Source organism: Amycolatopsis antarctica, from assembly GCF_002262875.1.
Classification (GTDB): Bacteria; Actinomycetota; Actinomycetes; order Mycobacteriales; family Pseudonocardiaceae; genus Amycolatopsis; species Amycolatopsis antarctica.
The window spans coordinates 119,250-135,211 of record NZ_NKYE01000015.1; the positions used below are offsets into that span (position 1 = coordinate 119,250).

The following is a 15,962-nucleotide window of genomic DNA, read 5'->3' on the forward strand; positions in this document are numbered from 1 at the left end:
GCCCGGCCGGCGTTCCGTACGGTTGCCCGATCACCGGGCGGGCAGGTCGATGCGAAGGGTGTGCGAGTTGACACGGGACGTGCATATGGTGGGCACCTATCCGGCGCCGACCACGCGTGAGGCCATGGAGACGATGACGCGTGCCGCGGCCGGATGCGGCCTGCGGACCTTGCCGGACGGCGAGGTGGGGGATCGGCTGGACTGGGTGGTCAAGGTCATCAACGGTCTGGCCGATCATCCGGACCTGGAGATGGTCAAAGAAGGACGGTGGGCGGACTACCAGGACGACATGCGGTTCCGGGTGCGGCGCGGCCACCGGGTGGACCCGGAGACGATCGACCTCGGGTACGCGGCCGCCGCCGAGCGGAGCTACCGGGAGTTCACCGAACTCCGACAGGCGACGCCTGCTCTGGAACACACCGCCTTCCAGGTCGGCCTGCCCAGCGACCTCGCGTTCTCGTTCTTCTCCTTCGGCCCGGTGCCGGCCTTCGCCAAACGCGGGCTGTTCCGTGCCGCGCTCGCCCGCGAGGTCACCGAGATCCGCACGCACACCGGCGACGACGCCGTGTTCCAGATCGAACTGCCGGTGGAGACGGTGCTCGCGGGCAAGCCGCCGGGTCCGCTGCGGGGTGCGATGGCGGGGGTGCTGGCCCGGGGCGTCGCCGCCACCGTCACCGCCATGCCGCGCGGCACCCGGTTCGGTCTGCACCTGTGCTTCGGTGACCTGAATCGGAAGTCGCTGGTGTACCCGGCGGACGCGGCTGCCCTGGCCACGCTGACGAACGCGCTCGGCCGAGCGTGGCCGGCCGGATACCCGCTGGAGTTCGTGCACCTCCCACTTGCCTTCGGTGACCGTCCGCCGGTGACCGGGGAGGCGTTCTACCGCCCGCTCGCCGGGCTGAGACTGCCCGAGGGTGTGCGCCTGATCGCCGGCCTGGCGCACGAGGATCAGTCGATCGGTGACCAGCGGGCGGTGCTCGGCATGGTGGAACGGTGCACTCGCCGGGAGGTCGCCGTCGCCAACTCGTGCGGCCTGGGGCGCCGCGATCGGGAACTGGCCGATGCGGCACTCGCCCGTGCCGTCGAACTCGCCGGAACCTGACCTTCCGCGGGCGGGCCACCCGCCGGATTCCCGGCAGGGCCATACCGAAACCGAACAGGATCAGCCGGGAGCCCCAGTCCGCGGCGGTCACGATCCCGCCGATCAGCGCGAACCGCAGGCCCGTGTAGGCGAGTTCGGCGGCTCGCCGACCCGGTCCTCCGCCTGCCGGTCAGTCCTCCGCGGCACCGCCGCGTCCGGTGGCGGTGTGCGCGGCGCGCAGGCCGAGCGCGACCAGTACCGCGCCGATCCCCGCCACCCAGGCCGCGGCTCCCCACGAGTCGCCGATGTACCCGATGAGCAGTGTCGCCACCACGGTCAGGATCGCGATGATCGCGGCCAGGGCGCGTACTTCCCGGGAGTTCACAGCGGGAATCGTAACGGCTGGTAGTGATCGGCAGGTGTGGCGACGTCGATAACCGGGAACCCCTGCCGCGGAACACGTGCCATCACCGACTCGCCCACGAGCCGCGGTCACCCCCCCGGCGACGGCGGGTATTCCGGTGGTGATGTTCGATGTGGAAGGACCTGCGATGAAAGCCGTTACCTGGCAAGGAAAGCGTGAAGTCAGTGTGGACACTGTCGACGATCCGCGGCTGATCGAGCCGAACGACGCGATCGTGCGGGTGACGTCGACCGGGATCTGCGGCTCGGATCTGCACCTGTACGAGGTGCTCGGCGCTTTCATGGAGCCCGGCGACATTCTCGGTCACGAACCGATGGGCGTCGTCGAGGAGGTCGGGCCGTCCGCCGGGGAGCTGAAGGTGGGCGACCGGGTGGTCGTGCCGTTCAACATCTCCTGCGGTCATTGCTACATGTGTGACCGGGGCCTGCAGTCGCAGTGCGAGACCACCCAGGTCCGTGCGCAGGGGATGGGAGCGGCGCTGCTCGGCTACACCAAGCTCTACGGCCAGGTGCCGGGTGGTCAGGCGGAGTACCTGCGCGTGCCGCAGGCGCAGTACGGCCCGATCGTGGTGCCGGACGGCCCTCCGGACGAACGTTTCGTCTACCTCTCCGACGTGGTCCCGACCGCGTGGCAGGCGGTCGAGTACGCGGCGATCCCGGAGGGCGGCAGCGTCGTGGTGTTCGGCCTCGGGCCGATCGGCCAGATGTGCGCGCGGATCGCCGCGCACCGGGGCGCGGGCACCGTCATCGGTGTCGACCTCGTACACGAGAGGCTCACGCTCGCGGCCCGGTACGGTGCCGTGGCGCTGGACCTGCGCGACCACGAGGACATCGCCACCGCCATCCGGGACCTGACCGGCGGACGCGGGGCGGATTCGGTCATCGACGCCGTCGGCATGGAGGCGCACGGTGCCCCCGTCGGCAAGATCGCCCACCAGCTCGTCGGGATGCTGCCGGGCCCGATCGCGGCCAAGGTCACCGAGAAGGCGGGTATCGACCGGCTGAGCGTTCTCTACGCCGCGATCGACTCGGTGCGGCGGGGCGGAACCATCTCGCTCAGCGGCGTCTACGGTGGCGCGGTCGATCCGCTGCCGATGCTCACCATGTTCGACAAGCAGATCCGCTTGCACATGGGGCAGGCCAACGTCCGGCGCTGGGTCGACGACCTCATGCCGCTCATCGCCGACCCCGCCGACCCGCTGGGAACCGAGGACCTGGCGACCCACCGGCTACCGCTGGAACAGGCTCCGCACGCCTACGACATCTTCCAGAAGAAGCAGGACGGCGCCGTGAAGATCCTTCTGCGGCCGGGCACCTGAGGTCCACCGCACCTGCCTACGGCCCGAGGCCGGCGTCCCGCCGGGCACGGGTGGCCGGCCACCGACCATCGACACGCACCGACGGGATCCGATATGCCCACGCAACGAGACATCCCCCTGCCCACGTCGCCCGCGGAGCGGGAGAGCCCGGTACCGGACGAGGTCGTCGCGACCCTGCGGGATCTCGCCGTGCGTGCGCGGCAGATCGCCGACCAGCTCACGGTGGTGCAGGCCGGCTACCCACCGAACGCCGTTGCCGGGCCGGATCCGGTGTTCGTGGCACTGGACCAGGGTGTGGCGGCGGCACATGACGTGTGCGCCGACATCGACACCGCCATCGGCGGGCTCGCCGGACGGGAGTGAACCCGGCGGTCCTCGGTTCAGGCGGCAGGGCCTCCGGACGGGGCCCGGCTGAGGTCGACGACACAGAACACGTTGCCGTCCGGGTCGGCGAGGACGACGAAATCCGGAGCCGGCGGGTACGAGTCCCAGTCCGGTTTCCGCGCGCCGAGCGTGATCAGCCTGGAGACCTCGGACTCCTGCTCGGCCGTGGTGTCGACGAGCAGGTCGAGATGGATCCGGGGGTGCGTCTGGGCGGGGGAGCGGCTGAGCATCAGGCCGAGTGCGCGTCCGGACCCATCGGCGTGACGCAGGGTCCGCCACGACGCGCTCGCCCATTCCCCGGTGTCCACCAGGTTCAGTGCCGCCGTCCAGAACGCGACCGCACGGGGGAGGTCGGTGACGCCGATGACCGGGAAACCGAGTCGGAGCATGGGCGTGAGTCTACGGGCCCGGCGTGCCACCGGCCGGCGGTTGCAGACCGCTGCCATCGCATCCGGTGCAGGTGAGCCGGACCGTCACCATGCCTCCCCAGTCGGCGCGGTACTGCTCCCAGGCGTCGGCGAACCCGCTGCCGCAGCACTGTGGGCAGGCCGGTCTCGGCTCGGCCGGGTCGATCGCATTCATCCAGCACACCCCGTGGATGGGATGCGCGCCCGCCGCGCACTGTGACGGGCCCCCGCGGGTGTCACCCCGATGGCTCAGTACCGACGTCGTACCGGCCCGCCCCTCGCGTGGGTCAGGGTGCCCGGCCGAGCGCCGCGGCGAGCATCGGGACGAGCCGGTCGAGAGTGTGGGCGGTGCCCAGGGTCGATCCGCTCGCCATGGCGTTGACCAGCATCGGATCGTCGAGGAGCACCATATGGCCGGCTCGCGCGGCGGGAATCTGGTTCAGCGCTTGGTCCTCACGCAGCACGGTCGCGTCGGAGTCCAGTGGGAACACCACGGACAGGTCCGCGCTGAGCAGTTCGATCTGTTCCCTGGAGAGGTCGGCGGAGAAGCTGCCGTTGGCCAGTGCCTGCACCTCGGGCCGGTTGCGGAAACCGAGTTCCTCCATGAGATCGAGTCGCGAGTCTCCCCGCAGGTAGGCGGCGTACTTGTCCTGGTAATGCGTGCCGACGACCGTGGTCTTGCCGGCGAACGCGGGATTGTCCGCCTTCGCACGGGCGAACTTCGCGTCAAGGTCGGCGGTCAGCCGGGCGCCCTCGTTCGGCCGGCCGAGCGCGGTGGACACCATGCTCATCTGCTGACGCCAGTTGGTGCCGTACGCCGGTACGTTCGCGGGCGGCGCGATCGTCGGCGCGATCTTGCTCAGTTCCTCGTGTTTCTCCCTGCTGCCGTCGGAACGGGTATTCAGGATCAGGTCGGGATCGAGGCTGGACACCTGCTCGTAACTCAGTTCGCTGGTGCCGAGCATCTGCGGCGGGGTCGTGTACCGGCCCTGAGCCCATGGGCCCACCCCGTCGCCGCCGAATCCCAGCCAGTCGCTCGCGCCTATCGGTTGCACTCCCAGAGCAAGCGCCGTCTCGGCATCCGACCAGCCGAGCGCCAATACCCGCTGTGGTGCCGACGGGACCGTCACCGGCCCGAACATCGTGTCGATGGCCGGACCGTCGGCCACCGGTGCGCGTTCCTCGACCGGGCCGCAGGCGCCGATGGCCAACAGGACCGTGACCACGAGGACGAGGAGCCGGAGCCGACCTCGTGGACCGCGTCGCATACCGGGCACCACAGCACTCCTTCGCGCGAACGTTGGTTAGTCGAACCTTAGTCGGTCGGCGCGCGGCGGGCCAGCCACGCGGGACGAGGTCGTGGTCCGCCGGCCCGTGACTTCGATGGACACGACGAACGCGTACATAAATATGATATACGGTAATGATGTATTTACTTCACTATGGAGTGCATCATGAATGATTTCGTCGCCGCGAACGTCGCGCTGCTGAACTCGGCCTTCGACGCCTTCAACAGGGGCGATACGGAGAGTTGTCTGGAACGGATGGCCTCCGGCTTCCTGATCAACCTGGCCGGTGCGCCGGCCCAGCTCGTCGGCCGGGAGGCCTGGAAGCAGGGGGTCGAAGTACTGCGGGCGGGGTTCCCCGACATGCGCATGGAGGTTCAGGACATCTTCGGGCACGGGGATCGCGTCGCGGTCCGCAACCTTCTCCGCGGTACGCATACCGGCGAGTTCCAGGGAGTGCCGCCGACCGGCCGGGTTGTCGAGGTGATGAGCAACGAGTTCTACCGCGTCTCCGGCGGCGTGATCGCGGAGGAATGGATCTGCACCGACCTGGCCGGTCTCATGGGGCAGATCGGCTGAGCCGGGACGGCCGCGCCGCGGGCGGCACCACCGTCACTGTGTAGTGCGGTAACTGTGTGCTAACTTCAGATTTGTGACCACGACCGCCCCCGAGCTTCTCGACCGCCTGCTCGAGATCACCGTGACCCTGAGCAAGGACATGGACCTCGAGCTCGAACGGAGCGGCTTGACCTCGTCGCGGGCCCACGTCCTCTGGGTGCTGGCCGATCGGGGACCTTCGATGCAACAGCGGCTCGCGTCCGATCTCGAGGTCAGTCCGCGCAACGTCACGGCGCTGGTCGACGCGCTGGTCTCGGGTGGTTTCGTCTCCAGGGAAACGCATCCCGCGGACCGGCGCGCGTGCCTGGTGACGCTCACCGCCGCCGGGAAACGGGCGGTCACCGCGATGGCACGGGGCCGCGAGACGCTGGCCGTCGAGCTGTTCGGTTCGCTGTCGGCGCGGGACAGGGCCGTCGCCGCTCGGGTGCTCACGGGCGCGGGCACGCGCCTGGCCGAACTCGTCGCGGCGCAGGAAAGCCGTCGCCCCCGATAGTTCGAACCGTGGCACCGCAACCTGAGCGCGAGACGGCGGTCGTCGTGGCCACCGACCGGGTCCCCGTCATCGCGGACGGCCGGGAATATCACGCGACGCGGACGACCGCCGGTGGCTACGGTCGGGTGGTGACGACACCACTGCCGCCCTGGCCGGTGGCACCACCGCGAGCCGGGCCGGTGGTGCTGCGCGCGTTCACCGACGCGGACACGCATCTCGCCGTCGAGCTGGGCTCGGATCCGTACGTACCACTGATCGGCAGCCTTCCCCCGCATCCCGGCGCGGGGCAGGCCCTGGAATGGGTTCGCCGCCAGCGCGCCCGGTACACCGAGGGGACCGGTCTGTCGTTCGCCATCGCCGACAGGCGGTCGGGCACCGCGGTCGGTGCGATCGGGTTGTGGCTGCGGGATCTGGCGGCGGGCCGCGCCATCGTGGGCTACTCGGTGTCTCCGGCACATCGTGCGCAGGGCGTCGGCCGAAGCGCGCTGACGGCACTGACCACGTTCGCGTGGACCGTTCCGGAACTCTTCCGTGCCGAGCTGTACATCGAGCCGTGGAACACGGCGTCGATCCGCGTGGCCGAAGCCGCCGGGTACCGGCGGGAGGGACTGCTCCGCAGTCACCAGGCGATCGGTGGCACCCGGCGGGACATGCTGCTCTACGCGGCGATCCGGCGCTGACCGGGCGTGCGGACCGTCCGATGTGGAGGCGCGGGCGCTCACCCTGCGACCGTCCCGTGTGGACAGGAACTCGGGCCGATCGACCGGCCTGGCCGGAGCGGTGTTCTGCGGAGCTCTCTCCGGCGGCTTCCCCGGGGCTTCCCGTGATCGATGGTCAGGCAGGCCTGGGGCTACCCGGCTCCGTCGACCGCGAGGTAAGGTTAGGCAACACTTGCCAAGGAGGCGGGATGGCTCGCAGCAATCTGTCGGCGACCAGGGTGAAGCCGGAGAGCTCGGAACTGCTGACCCTCGCCGTGGTGCGCAGGGAGCGGATCTCCCCGCATTTCACCAGGGTCACGCTCGGTGGCGGCGATGCGGAGCGTTTCCGGCACATGGGATTCGACCAGTGGTTCCGGCTGTTCATCCCGGTCGGCGAGGACTCGCTGTCCCGGCTGCCGGCCAAGCTGAATCTGGTCGCGTACGCCAGGTACCTGGCCATCGCCAAGACCTCCCGGCCGGTCCTGCGCAACTACACCGTTCGCGCGTATCGGGCGGACGGGCCAGGTGGCCCGGAACTGGACGTCGACTTCGTGTTGCACGGCTCCGCGGCGGACGGCACCGCGGGACCTGCGGCCTCGTGGGCGCAGGACTGCGGCGTCGGCGACACCGTCGCCATTCTGGACGAGGGCATCGGATTCCACCCACCGGGCGAGACGCGGCAGGTGCTGCTGGTCGCCGACGAATCCGCGCTGCCCGCCGCCGCGGGCATCCTCGCCTCGTTGCCACCCGGCACCACCGGCCGCGCCGTCATCGAGATCCCCTCGGGCGAGGATCGGCAGGACATCCTGACGCCGTCCGGCGTCGAGGTCGACTGGGTGGTCCGGGAGGATGCGCACGCGGTGCCCGGCCGCGCCGCGCTGGCCGCCGCCACCGCGCTGCCGGTTCCCCGGGACGGCTGCGCCTGGGTGGCCGGCGAGTCCGCGTTGCCGGTGGCCCTGCGCGGGTACTGGGTCGCCGGGGGAATGCCCAAGGCGGACATCATGTTCTGCGGGTACTGGAAGTCCTCGCACTGAGTTCCGCCGGCTCGTTCGGTGAGGTGCTCACCGAACGTCCCGGGGGCGGGGTGCCGATCTGCACGACGACGGCCGCACGATCGTCGCCATGCCGCACGGCATCAACCAGGCTCGCCGACCACCTGGTCGCTGTGAAGGACGGCCACGTCGTCGCCGAGCGCCGCCGGCGGAGAACGTGGACGCGGCGGCGAGGCGGCTCCCGCAAGGCGCCGGGTTCCGGCGACCGGGTCTCGCCGCCGCGGCCCTCGAATGTCCCCGCCGAGGCCTACTCTGGCCGTACCGGAGGAAGGGGCGTGACGGTGGTGATCGCGCACGCGGACGTCGACGCCTTCTTCGTCTCGGTGGAGCGCAGGGACACGCCCCGCTACCGCGACCGGCCGTTCGTTGTCGCCGCCGAGGTCGTGGCCTGTGCCAGTTACGAGGCGCGCGAACTCGGTGTCCACGCGGGCATGCCACTGGCCCGGGTACTGCACCGCTGGCCGGAGGTCGTGGTCGCGCCGCCGAGGGACGAACGCTACAGCCGGGCGGGGGAGGAACTGTTCGCGTTGTTCCGCCGGTACACCCCGCTGCTGCAACCGGGTTCGATGGAGGAGGCGTTCCTCGACGTGACCGGCCGGGACGGCGGTGATCCCGTCGCACTGGCGGCCGGCCTGCGCCGGACCGCGCGCCGGGAACTCGGCCTGCCGGTCAGCGTCGGCCTCGCCCGTTCGAAGCTGTGGGCGAAACTGGCCGGGCGGCGGGCCAAACCGGATGGTCTCGTCGTCATCGACGCGGAGCGAGAGGCGGAGTTGCGGCCCGCCCTCCGGCTCGAGGGCCTGTGGGGCGTCGGGCCGAGAACGGTGCCGAGGTTGCACGAGGCCGGGCTGTTCACCGTCGCCGACCTCGCCGGCCACGACGAGACGTCACTGGCCGCGATCGTGCCGACCGCGATGGTGCGCACACTGCTCGCCATCGCCAGGGGTACCGACGACGCCACGGTCCGGATTCCCGGCCCACGCCGTTCGGTGAGCGCGCAGCGCACGATCAGCCCGCCCACCCGCACCCGGTCGACGGTGCTGGGGGTGCTGGGCACCGTCGTCGGGCTCGCCGTGGACCGTCTCGGACACGATCCGCGCAGGCCGAGCCGTCTCGAGGTCACCGTGCGTTTCGACGACGGCACCATCCGGACCGGCCGGGCCCCGCTGCCGGGTGCCGTGGCCGATCCGGCCGGGATCGAACGGGTGGCCCGGCGGCTGCTCGAGGGCACCGGATGGGAGGACGACGGACGCGGGGTCACCCTGGCGGGCGTGGTGCTCTTCCTCGCCGCGGCCCGCGAGGTACCGGGTCAGCTCGCGCTGCCCTTCGCGCCGGGCCTGCCGGACGGCTGAGCGGTACCTGTCGCCACGCTGACCCGAGCGCGCTTCCCTGGCCGCGGACCGGGTCGGTCCCGGGGCGGGGGTTCTCAGTGTTCCCGGGGAACGACCGTGAAGCCGGGAACGGTGCGGTTCCTGCGGAGCGCGGACAGCGCCATGATGACCTGTGGCCAGACGCGGACTTCGCCGAGATTCAGGCCGGTCAGCGATTCGACCCGGCGCAGCCGGTTGAGCACGGTGTTGCGGTGACAGAACAGTGCCTTCGCGGCGTTGACCGTGGAGCCGAGCGAGGAGATCCACACCGACACCGTGTCCAGCAGTTCCTCGCGCTCCGCGGCGGGCAGGGCGAGCACCTGGCCGAAGGTGACGGTGATGATCCGCTCGGCCAGTTCCGGGGCGCTGAGAAGTAGCGCGTCCGGCAGGCAGTCGTCCAGCGCCTCCGCGGCGGCGTGCCCCTCGGGCAGGGTCGTCATCGCCAGCATCGCCATCCGGTAGGCGCCGCCGACTCCGCGCAGGTTCGCGGTGCTCGGTGACACGCCGATCCGTCCCGCCGCGTGCTCGTCGAGGATGGTGGCCAGTTCGCCGGAGCCGAGCTGGCCGGTGACGGCCAGCCCGATCTGGCAGCCCGCCCGCAGCCGCCACACCGAGCGCACACCGTGCTGGTGCAACACATAGGACAGGTGGTGCGGGGCCGCGGCGAACTCCGTCGAGTTCTCCACGGCGATCACCACGATCTGATCCTCGGGTGCGAGTTTCAGCGCGGTCTCCGCTTCCGCGCGCACCTCGTCCAGCCGGTCGTCCAGCAGCGCGTCCACCACGGCCATCAGCCGGGTGTCGGTGGTGGCATGCAGTTCCTGTTCCAGGTTCTGGTAGGTCGCGGCCATCTCGATGGAGAAGCGTTCGGTGACCCCCCAGACCTCGGTCGCGGAGGCCACGAGCTGTTCGAGCTGCCTGGTGTCGGTGACGCCGACCTGGTGCGCGAAGTCGGTCCACATGACCTGGCCGCCGACCCGCCAGGCGTGCAGTACCCAGTCCAGCGGGCAGTGCTGGTAGGCGCGCCGGGTCCCGGTCTCCTGGGCGGCGTGCAGCAGGTCGGGCAGCGAGGGGCCGGAGCCGTCCAGGGCGGTCAGCATGCCGTCGAGGTTGTCCCGGCAGGACCGCCACAGGTCGTCCTTGGGCACCGGCCCGTCCCGGGTGTACACCTCGCCCCACACCTGGTCCACGAGATTGTCCGCGAGTACGGGCAGCCTGGTCAGCGAGGTACGCGCGAGTTCGGCGAGCAGGCGGTGCTGTTCGTCGGCGTCATTGCCCATACGGGTGTCCCTTGCGTCAGCCCTGACTACGCATTGTGCAACACAATCCCGGCTGTGCGCATGTCGGGCGTCAACAGATCGATGGTGGTCGGGAACAAATGCGCGCGCATCTGCACAGTCATCCGGCTCCGATGCTGTGCAGTTGGCCCCTCGCCAATTGCTGCCGCCGCCGGTCATGATGCTCGGGTTCGACCGGTCACGCGGCGCCATGGCGCGCGTACGGGGCGAACAGTGCCGCACCGCGGGTGGCCGCACCCGCACTGGCGTTCGTGGAGAGGAACTTTGTCGATGGAGCAGAGCAATTCGCCGGCCGACGACCGGCGCGGACCGCGCGATGTCGGCCGTCGCCGATTCCTGGGTTACCTGCTGGCCGCGCCCACGCTCGCCGCGGCGGCGCAGCTCGGTGGGCCGGCCGCCGCCGATGCACAGGGCCTGCCCATCCCGCAGCTCCCGATACCCGAGCCCTCCGACGTCTACGACCTCAGTGACCTGCTGGTCGAGACCGCCCTGCCGACCTCGAACCTCATCACGGTCACGATGAACAAGGATGGGACGGCCTCGTTCGAGCTGCCGCGGCAGGAGAGCGGCCAGGGCATCACCACCATGGCGGCGATGCTCATCGCGGAGGAGCTCGACCTGCCACTGGAGAAGGTCAACGTCACGCTGGCAGACGCGCGCCCGGAACTGCTGTTCAACCAGTTCACCGCGGGTTCGAGCACGGTGCTGACCACCTACACGCCGATCCGCACGGCGGCCGCCATCGTGAAGGGGCAGCTACTCAAGGCGGCCTCCCTCCAACTCGGCGAGGCCGTGGGCACGCTGGCCAGCAAGCTGGGCGTGATCACCTCGACCGCGGGCGCGGCGCTGAACTACGGCGAACTGGCCGAGGTCGCCGCCAGCCTCACCACCGAGCCGATCGAGGCGATCCTCAAGCCGGAGTCCGAGTTCCGCATCATCGGCAAGCCGCAGAACCGGATCGACTCCCGGGAGGCGGTCACCGGCACGAAGCAGTACGCCATGGATCTCGACATCCCGGACGCGCTGCCGACCATGGTGTGCCGGCCGCCCACGATCAAGGGCAAGGTCAAGTCGGTCCGCAATCTCGATGCCGTGCGGCAGATGCCGGGCATCACCGACGTCGTGCCGATCGCGACGGGTGTCGCGGTACGCGGCCGCACCTTCGGCCAGTGCATCGACGCCGTCCGGACGATCGACGCCGAATGGGGGCCGGGCAGCGTCGACGGGATGTCCGACGAGACCGTGCTCGCCGACCTGCGCAAGGCCGAGATTCCTCTGGCCGTACCGAATCTCCCGCTGTACGAGACCGTCGAGGGCGACTTCGTCTTCCACTTCCGCAACAACGCGGCACTGGAGCCGAACACCGCGGTCGCCGACGTTCGCGAGGACAGCGCGGAACTCTGGGCGCCGCTGCAGTCGCCGATCCTGACCAAGCAGGAGGTGGCGAAGCTTCTCGGCATGCCCCAGGAGAAGGTCGCAGTGCACGTCCAGCAGGCGGGCGGCGCCTTCGGCCGACGCATGTTCAGCGATGTCGCGCTGGAAGCGGCGGAGATCTCACAGAAGATCGGCAAGCCGGTCAAGCTGATGTGGCACCGCACCGACGAGTGCCGTCAGGGCCGGACGCACCCGATGTGCACCTCGCGGATCCGGGTCGCCCACTCCGGGGGCGCGGTGCTCTCCTTCGAACAGCGGCACACCGGGGTCTCCACCGACTACACACAGGGTTTCGGCGAGATCCTGGTGAACCAGGTGGCCAAGCTGCCGCCGCTGGGCATCCCCAACGAGGTGGGGCTGTCCATCCCGATCTTCCTGCTGACCGCGAACGTGCCGTACAAGTTCGGGGTCACCACCCAGCTTCTCAACGAGATCTACGAGTTCGACACCTTCCCCACCGGCAGTGTGCGGAACCTGTTCAACTCCGAGGTGGTCACCTCCCGGGAGATCGTCGTCGACGAGGTGGCACGCAAGCTCGGCAAGGACCCGTACGAGTTCCGCAAGGAGTACCTCGACGAGCAGCGCCTGCTCGATGTGCTGAACAAGGCCGCCGAGGTCGGCAAGTGGGGCAGGCCGATGGAACCCGGCACGGCGCAGGGAATCTGTGTGCACAAGGAGTACAAGGGCGTCAACGCGACGATGGTGGAGATCGACTGCCGCCCGGAGACGGTCAACCGGCCGATCCGCGACGGCGTCACCGGACCACGGGTGACGAAGGTGGTCACCGCGATCGACACCGGCCTGACGATCAACCCGCGCGGGCTGGAAGCCCAGATGCAGGGCGGGATCATGGACGGCATCGCGCAGGCGCTGACGTCCAGTCTGCACCTGCAGGACGGTGTGTTCCTCGAAGGTAGCTGGGACGACTATTTCTACACCCGGCAGTGGAACACCCCGCCGGAGATGGAGATCGTCATCATGCCGCCCACCACCGGACGGCCGGGTGGCGCGGGAGAGTTCGGCGTCGCGGCGTCGATGGCTGCCGTGGCCTGTGCCTACGCCAGGGCGACGGGCACCGTGCCGACGAGCTTCCCGATCAACCACGGCACGCTCGGCTTCACGCCGAAGTCCGTCATCCCGCCCGTGCCGGAATCGCCGACCGACGGCCTGAACTTCGCGTTCTGAGGAGAGATCTGTTGCCACAACACACGTTCAAGCTCAACGGCCGGCTGGTCACCGTCGACATCGAGGACGACGTCCGGCTGCTCTGGGTACTGCGTGACGTCCTCGGCGTCGACGGTCCGAAGTACGGCTGCGGGATCAACGTCTGCAAGGCGTGCACCTCGCACATCAACGGCAAGGCCTTCAATCCGTGCTCGGTGCGCGTCGGTGACATCCAGCCGACCGACGAGGTCACCACCATCGAGGGTCTGCCCGCGACGGTCGGCCGGGACCTGCATCCGATGCAGGAAGCCTGGATCGAGCAGGACGTCGCCCAGTGCGGCTACTGCCAGCCCGGGCAGATCATGGCGGCCGTCGCCAAGGTCGAGCAGGCCAGGGCGGCGGGCCGCGAGATCGCGGACTCGGACCTCGACGAGATCCGCAACATCTGCCGCTGCGGTACGTATTTCCGCATCCGCGAGGCGATCAAGGCGGGCGCCAAGAACATGTGACTCCCGGCGGCGCCGGGGCCGGGTGGGATGGCACTACTGTGCGGGAGTGCCGTCCGCACCGGGCGCGGCGGAAGCGGGGGCGATGTGCACGGGGGCGGGGACGCGGTTCGGACGGCCGGACTCCCGGCACGGTGCCGGTTGGTCCGGTCTCTGCGCGCGCTCGTGGTGGGTGACGCCTTCGGTGCGGCCGTCGACGCGGTACCCCGCACGGAGGGCCGCACGCTCCCGCCGGGCCGGTGGGAGTGGACCGACGACAGCGAGATGGCCTACTCGATCGCCGGCGAACTGGCCGAGCACCACCACGTCGAGCAGGACTCGCTGGTGCGCAGGTTCGCCGAGCGCCACGACGCGCGGCGCGGCTACGGCCGGGGCACCACGGACCTGTTGCGGCGGATCCGGGGCGGCGCGCACTGGCGGCTCGCCGCCTCCGAATCGTTCGGGGGCAGGGGATCCTGGGGCAACGGAGCGGCGATGCGGGTGGCACCGCTGGGTGCGTGGTTCGCGAGCGATCCCGGTGCCACGACGAGCCAGGCCGCACTGAGCGCGGAAGTGACTCACAGCCACGCCGAGGCGATCGCCGTCGCCGCGGCTACCGCCGCGGTGTCCGGTCCGGACACGGAGCCTGCCGAGTTCCTCGGCGAGGTGGCGACCGTCGTCCGGGGCGGCCCGGTGCGCGACCGGATTCTGCGCACCGGGCGGATGACCGGCGAACCGGCGAACGCCGTGGCCGCGGCGGTCGGCAACGGAGCCGAGACTCGGGCCCTGGATACGGTGCCGTTCGCGATCTGGTGTGCCGCAACGCATCTCGCCGATTTCAGGGAGGCGATGTGGACGGCGGCGAGTGTCGGCGGCGACCGGGACACGATCTGCGCGATGGTCGGCGGGATCATCGGGAACACCGCGGAGATTCCGGAGCGGTGGTGGGCACACTGCGAGCCGCCGCCTCCGTGGACGATCCTGCCCTGAGTACCTGGCCGCGAGTGTCGAGCCGGAACCCCGGCCTTCCGCAGCTGTCCCGCGACCCGGTGTCACCTGATTCGGTGAGTCATGCGCATGTTCGCATGCGTGGTTATTCTGGCGCCGACACCGCCGATGGAGGGAATTCCATGACGAGCGCCCACATGACGCACCGGGAACACGAGCACGAGCACGGCGAGGGGTGCGGGCACGTCGCGGTGCCGCACGGTGACCATGTCGACTACGCGCACGACGGCCATCTGCACGCGGCCCACGACGGTCACTACGACGAGTGCGAACCGGCGGCACACAGCGAGCATCCGGCGCACGAGCACGAGCACGAGCACGAGCACGAGCACGGACACGGCTGCGGGCACGTCGCCGTGCCGCACGGCGACCATGTCGACTACCTGCACGACGGTCACCGCCACGCGGCCCACGACGGGCACTACGACGAACACTGAGCGGAAGACCGGGCGCCGGCCCGCGCAGAGGTTCGGCGTCCGTCCGAAGTGGACGAAAGCAGAGGGCCGTGCTCGTTACCCCAGGCCGTAGGTGACGCCGGTGAGCCCCTCGGAGACGTCCCAGAGCCGGCGTGCGACGGCCGGATCGCTGGCCTCCGCCGAGCGGCCGACCAGCGCGGGTTTGCCGTGCAGTTCGAAGCGCCCGTCCGGGCCCACGTAACTGGCACCCGGCAGGTCCCTGGTCGCGGCGAACACCGTGGGCAGCGCAGCCTGTTCACGGGTCTGCGCGAAGAACCGGCCGGCCAGGTGCACCCCGGCGACCAGGAACCTGTTGCGGCCCTTGGTGCCCAGGTTGGTCGCGGCGTAGCCGGGATGTGCCGCCAGCGCGCGTACCGCCGAGCCGGTTTCTTCGAGGCGCCGCTGGAGTTCGAGCGTGAACAGCAGATTCGCCAGCTTGGACTGCCCGTAGGCCTTCACCAGGCCGTAGCCGCCCGCCCGCAGGTCGAGGTCGTCGAAGTGAATAGTGCCCGCACGGTGGGCGCCGGAGGACAGGGTGACCACGCGCCCGGTGACATGCGGCAGCAGCAGGTTGGTGAGCGCGAAGGGGCCGAGGTGGTTGGTGCCGAACTGGGTCTCGAAACCGTCCGCGGTCCGCGATTCGGGCACCATGGCGACGCCGGCGTTGTTCACCAGGACGGCGATCTCGCCATCCCAGGCCGCGGCGAACGCGCGTACCGAGGCGAGGTCCGCGAGATCGAGCCGCCGCACCTCGGGGCTGCCGCCGATCTCCCGCGCCGCTTCCTCACCGCGCCGGGCGTCCCGTACGGCGAGCACGACGTGGGCGCCGGCGCGGGCGAACAGGGTGGCGGTGCCGAGTCCGACACCGCTGTTCGCCCCGGTGACCACCACCGTCCGTCCGTGCAGATCCGGCATGTCCGCGGCGCTGGGTCCGTGCCTGTCCATGGTCCCGACTCTAACGCCGCGCACCCTCGGCGGCGCGGGACGGTG

Annotated in this window: 18 protein-coding genes; 12 read left to right on the forward strand and 6 right to left on the reverse strand. The window is 70.3% G+C overall.

Features of this window, described 5'->3' with window-relative positions:
- Nucleotides 1-133: 133 nt before the first annotated feature.
- Nucleotides 134-1,102: a hypothetical protein gene (locus tag CFN78_RS21980; protein ID WP_165777661.1), complete on the forward strand. Its 969-nt coding sequence runs from the start codon at nucleotides 134-136 to the stop codon at nucleotides 1,100-1,102.
- A gap of 169 nt (nucleotides 1,103-1,271) precedes the next feature.
- On the opposite strand, the gene CFN78_RS21985 is transcribed toward CFN78_RS21980, so the two are convergent.
- The gene (locus CFN78_RS21985) at nucleotides 1,272-1,466 is read right to left on the reverse strand and encodes a hypothetical protein (RefSeq protein WP_094864752.1); all 195 of its coding nucleotides are present in this window, start codon (nucleotides 1,464-1,466) and stop codon (nucleotides 1,272-1,274) included.
- A 166-nt stretch (nucleotides 1,467-1,632) separates the two neighbouring features.
- Between CFN78_RS21985 and CFN78_RS21990 the strand changes: the two genes are divergently transcribed.
- On the forward strand, nucleotides 1,633-2,823 hold the full coding sequence (locus CFN78_RS21990; RefSeq protein WP_094864811.1) for a zinc-dependent alcohol dehydrogenase: 1,191 nt from the start codon (nucleotides 1,633-1,635) through the stop codon (nucleotides 2,821-2,823).
- A gap of 93 nt (nucleotides 2,824-2,916) precedes the next feature.
- On the forward strand, nucleotides 2,917-3,186 hold the full coding sequence (locus tag CFN78_RS21995) for a hypothetical protein (protein WP_094864753.1): 270 nt from the start codon (nucleotides 2,917-2,919) through the stop codon (nucleotides 3,184-3,186).
- A 17-nt stretch (nucleotides 3,187-3,203) separates the two neighbouring features.
- On the opposite strand, the gene CFN78_RS22000 is transcribed toward CFN78_RS21995, so the two are convergent.
- The 3 genes from CFN78_RS22000 to CFN78_RS22010 all read right to left on the reverse strand — a co-directional run bounded on the left by CFN78_RS22000 (nucleotide 3,204) and on the right by CFN78_RS22010 (nucleotide 4,882).
- Nucleotides 3,204-3,596, reverse strand: a complete 393-nt coding sequence (locus CFN78_RS22000; RefSeq protein WP_094864754.1) for a VOC family protein — start codon at nucleotides 3,594-3,596, stop codon at nucleotides 3,204-3,206.
- A 10-nt stretch (nucleotides 3,597-3,606) separates the two neighbouring features.
- A complete protein-coding gene (locus CFN78_RS22005; protein WP_094864755.1) occupies nucleotides 3,607-3,789 on the reverse strand; it encodes a hypothetical protein in 183 nt (60 codons plus the stop codon).
- Nucleotides 3,790-3,901: 112 nt separating this feature from the next.
- Complete coding sequence (locus CFN78_RS22010) at nucleotides 3,902-4,882, reverse strand: iron-siderophore ABC transporter substrate-binding protein (RefSeq protein WP_094864756.1); 981 nt, start codon at nucleotides 4,880-4,882, stop codon at nucleotides 3,902-3,904.
- 186 nt (nucleotides 4,883-5,068) lie between these two features.
- On the opposite strand from CFN78_RS22010, the gene CFN78_RS22015 reads away from it, so the two are divergent.
- From CFN78_RS22015 to CFN78_RS22035, 5 genes are all read left to right on the forward strand, one after another.
- A complete protein-coding gene (locus CFN78_RS22015) occupies nucleotides 5,069-5,479 on the forward strand; it encodes an ester cyclase (RefSeq protein ID WP_094864812.1) in 411 nt (136 codons plus the stop codon).
- A 73-nt stretch (nucleotides 5,480-5,552) separates the two neighbouring features.
- Nucleotides 5,553-6,011: a MarR family winged helix-turn-helix transcriptional regulator gene (locus CFN78_RS22020; RefSeq protein WP_110495022.1), complete on the forward strand. Its 459-nt coding sequence runs from the start codon at nucleotides 5,553-5,555 to the stop codon at nucleotides 6,009-6,011.
- A gap of 8 nt (nucleotides 6,012-6,019) precedes the next feature.
- The gene (locus tag CFN78_RS22025; protein WP_338065546.1) at nucleotides 6,020-6,691 is read left to right on the forward strand and encodes a GNAT family N-acetyltransferase; all 672 of its coding nucleotides are present in this window, start codon (nucleotides 6,020-6,022) and stop codon (nucleotides 6,689-6,691) included.
- 227 nt (nucleotides 6,692-6,918) lie between these two features.
- Nucleotides 6,919-7,743 carry a siderophore-interacting protein gene (locus CFN78_RS22030; protein WP_205660608.1) on the forward strand — a complete coding sequence of 275 codons (825 nt, stop codon included), beginning with the start codon at nucleotides 6,919-6,921 and terminating at the stop codon, nucleotides 7,741-7,743.
- A 293-nt stretch (nucleotides 7,744-8,036) separates the two neighbouring features.
- Nucleotides 8,037-9,110 (forward strand): Y-family DNA polymerase, encoded by a 1,074-nt coding sequence (locus tag CFN78_RS22035; RefSeq protein ID WP_205660609.1) that lies wholly within the window; start codon nucleotides 8,037-8,039, stop codon nucleotides 9,108-9,110.
- Nucleotides 9,111-9,184: 74 nt separating this feature from the next.
- On the opposite strand, the gene CFN78_RS22040 is transcribed toward CFN78_RS22035, so the two are convergent.
- Entirely contained in the window at nucleotides 9,185-10,408 is a 1,224-nt protein-coding gene (locus tag CFN78_RS22040; RefSeq protein WP_165777662.1) for a PucR family transcriptional regulator, read from the reverse strand.
- A gap of 288 nt (nucleotides 10,409-10,696) precedes the next feature.
- On the opposite strand from CFN78_RS22040, the gene CFN78_RS22045 reads away from it, so the two are divergent.
- The 4 genes from CFN78_RS22045 (at nucleotide 10,697) to CFN78_RS22060 (ending at nucleotide 14,954) form a co-directional block, all read left to right on the forward strand.
- Nucleotides 10,697-13,045 carry a xanthine dehydrogenase family protein molybdopterin-binding subunit gene (locus CFN78_RS22045; RefSeq protein ID WP_094864758.1) on the forward strand — a complete coding sequence of 783 codons (2,349 nt, stop codon included), beginning with the start codon at nucleotides 10,697-10,699 and terminating at the stop codon, nucleotides 13,043-13,045.
- An 11-nt stretch (nucleotides 13,046-13,056) separates the two neighbouring features.
- Nucleotides 13,057-13,533 carry a (2Fe-2S)-binding protein gene (locus CFN78_RS22050; protein ID WP_094864759.1) on the forward strand — a complete coding sequence of 159 codons (477 nt, stop codon included), beginning with the start codon at nucleotides 13,057-13,059 and terminating at the stop codon, nucleotides 13,531-13,533.
- A 138-nt stretch (nucleotides 13,534-13,671) separates the two neighbouring features.
- On the forward strand, nucleotides 13,672-14,499 hold the full coding sequence (locus CFN78_RS22055) for an ADP-ribosylglycohydrolase family protein (RefSeq protein WP_165777663.1): 828 nt from the start codon (nucleotides 13,672-13,674) through the stop codon (nucleotides 14,497-14,499).
- A gap of 140 nt (nucleotides 14,500-14,639) precedes the next feature.
- Nucleotides 14,640-14,954 (forward strand): hypothetical protein, encoded by a 315-nt coding sequence (locus CFN78_RS22060; RefSeq protein WP_094864761.1) that lies wholly within the window; start codon nucleotides 14,640-14,642, stop codon nucleotides 14,952-14,954.
- Between the two features lie 75 nt (nucleotides 14,955-15,029).
- On the opposite strand, the gene CFN78_RS22065 is transcribed toward CFN78_RS22060, so the two are convergent.
- On the reverse strand, nucleotides 15,030-15,917 hold the full coding sequence (locus CFN78_RS22065) for an oxidoreductase (RefSeq protein WP_094864762.1): 888 nt from the start codon (nucleotides 15,915-15,917) through the stop codon (nucleotides 15,030-15,032).
- Nucleotides 15,918-15,962 lie beyond the last annotated feature (45 nt).

Excerpts from the sequence above, each read along its gene's own strand:
- CFN78_RS21980 (WP_165777661.1), top strand. The coding sequence starts at position 134 with ATGACGCGTGCCGCGGCCGGATGCGGCCTGCGGACCTTGCCGGACGGC.
- CFN78_RS21990 (WP_094864811.1), top strand. The coding sequence starts at position 1,633 with ATGAAAGCCGTTACCTGGCAAGGAAAGCGTGAAGTCAGTGTGGACACT.
- CFN78_RS21995 (WP_094864753.1), top strand. The coding sequence starts at position 2,917 with ATGCCCACGCAACGAGACATCCCCCTGCCCACGTCGCCCGCGGAGCGG.
- CFN78_RS22000 (WP_094864754.1), bottom strand. The coding sequence starts at position 3,596 with ATGCTCCGACTCGGTTTCCCGGTCATCGGCGTCACCGACCTCCCCCGT.
- CFN78_RS22005 (WP_094864755.1), bottom strand. The coding sequence starts at position 3,789 with ATGAATGCGATCGACCCGGCCGAGCCGAGACCGGCCTGCCCACAGTGC.
- CFN78_RS22010 (WP_094864756.1), bottom strand. The coding sequence starts at position 4,882 with ATGCGACGCGGTCCACGAGGTCGGCTCCGGCTCCTCGTCCTCGTGGTC.
- CFN78_RS22015 (WP_094864812.1), top strand. The coding sequence starts at position 5,069 with ATGAATGATTTCGTCGCCGCGAACGTCGCGCTGCTGAACTCGGCCTTC.
- CFN78_RS22030 (WP_205660608.1), top strand. The coding sequence starts at position 6,919 with ATGGCTCGCAGCAATCTGTCGGCGACCAGGGTGAAGCCGGAGAGCTCG.
- CFN78_RS22040 (WP_165777662.1), bottom strand. The coding sequence starts at position 10,408 with ATGGGCAATGACGCCGACGAACAGCACCGCCTGCTCGCCGAACTCGCG.
- CFN78_RS22045 (WP_094864758.1), top strand. The coding sequence starts at position 10,697 with ATGGAGCAGAGCAATTCGCCGGCCGACGACCGGCGCGGACCGCGCGAT.
- CFN78_RS22060 (WP_094864761.1), top strand. The coding sequence starts at position 14,640 with ATGACGAGCGCCCACATGACGCACCGGGAACACGAGCACGAGCACGGC.
- CFN78_RS22065 (WP_094864762.1), bottom strand. The coding sequence starts at position 15,917 with ATGGACAGGCACGGACCCAGCGCCGCGGACATGCCGGATCTGCACGGA.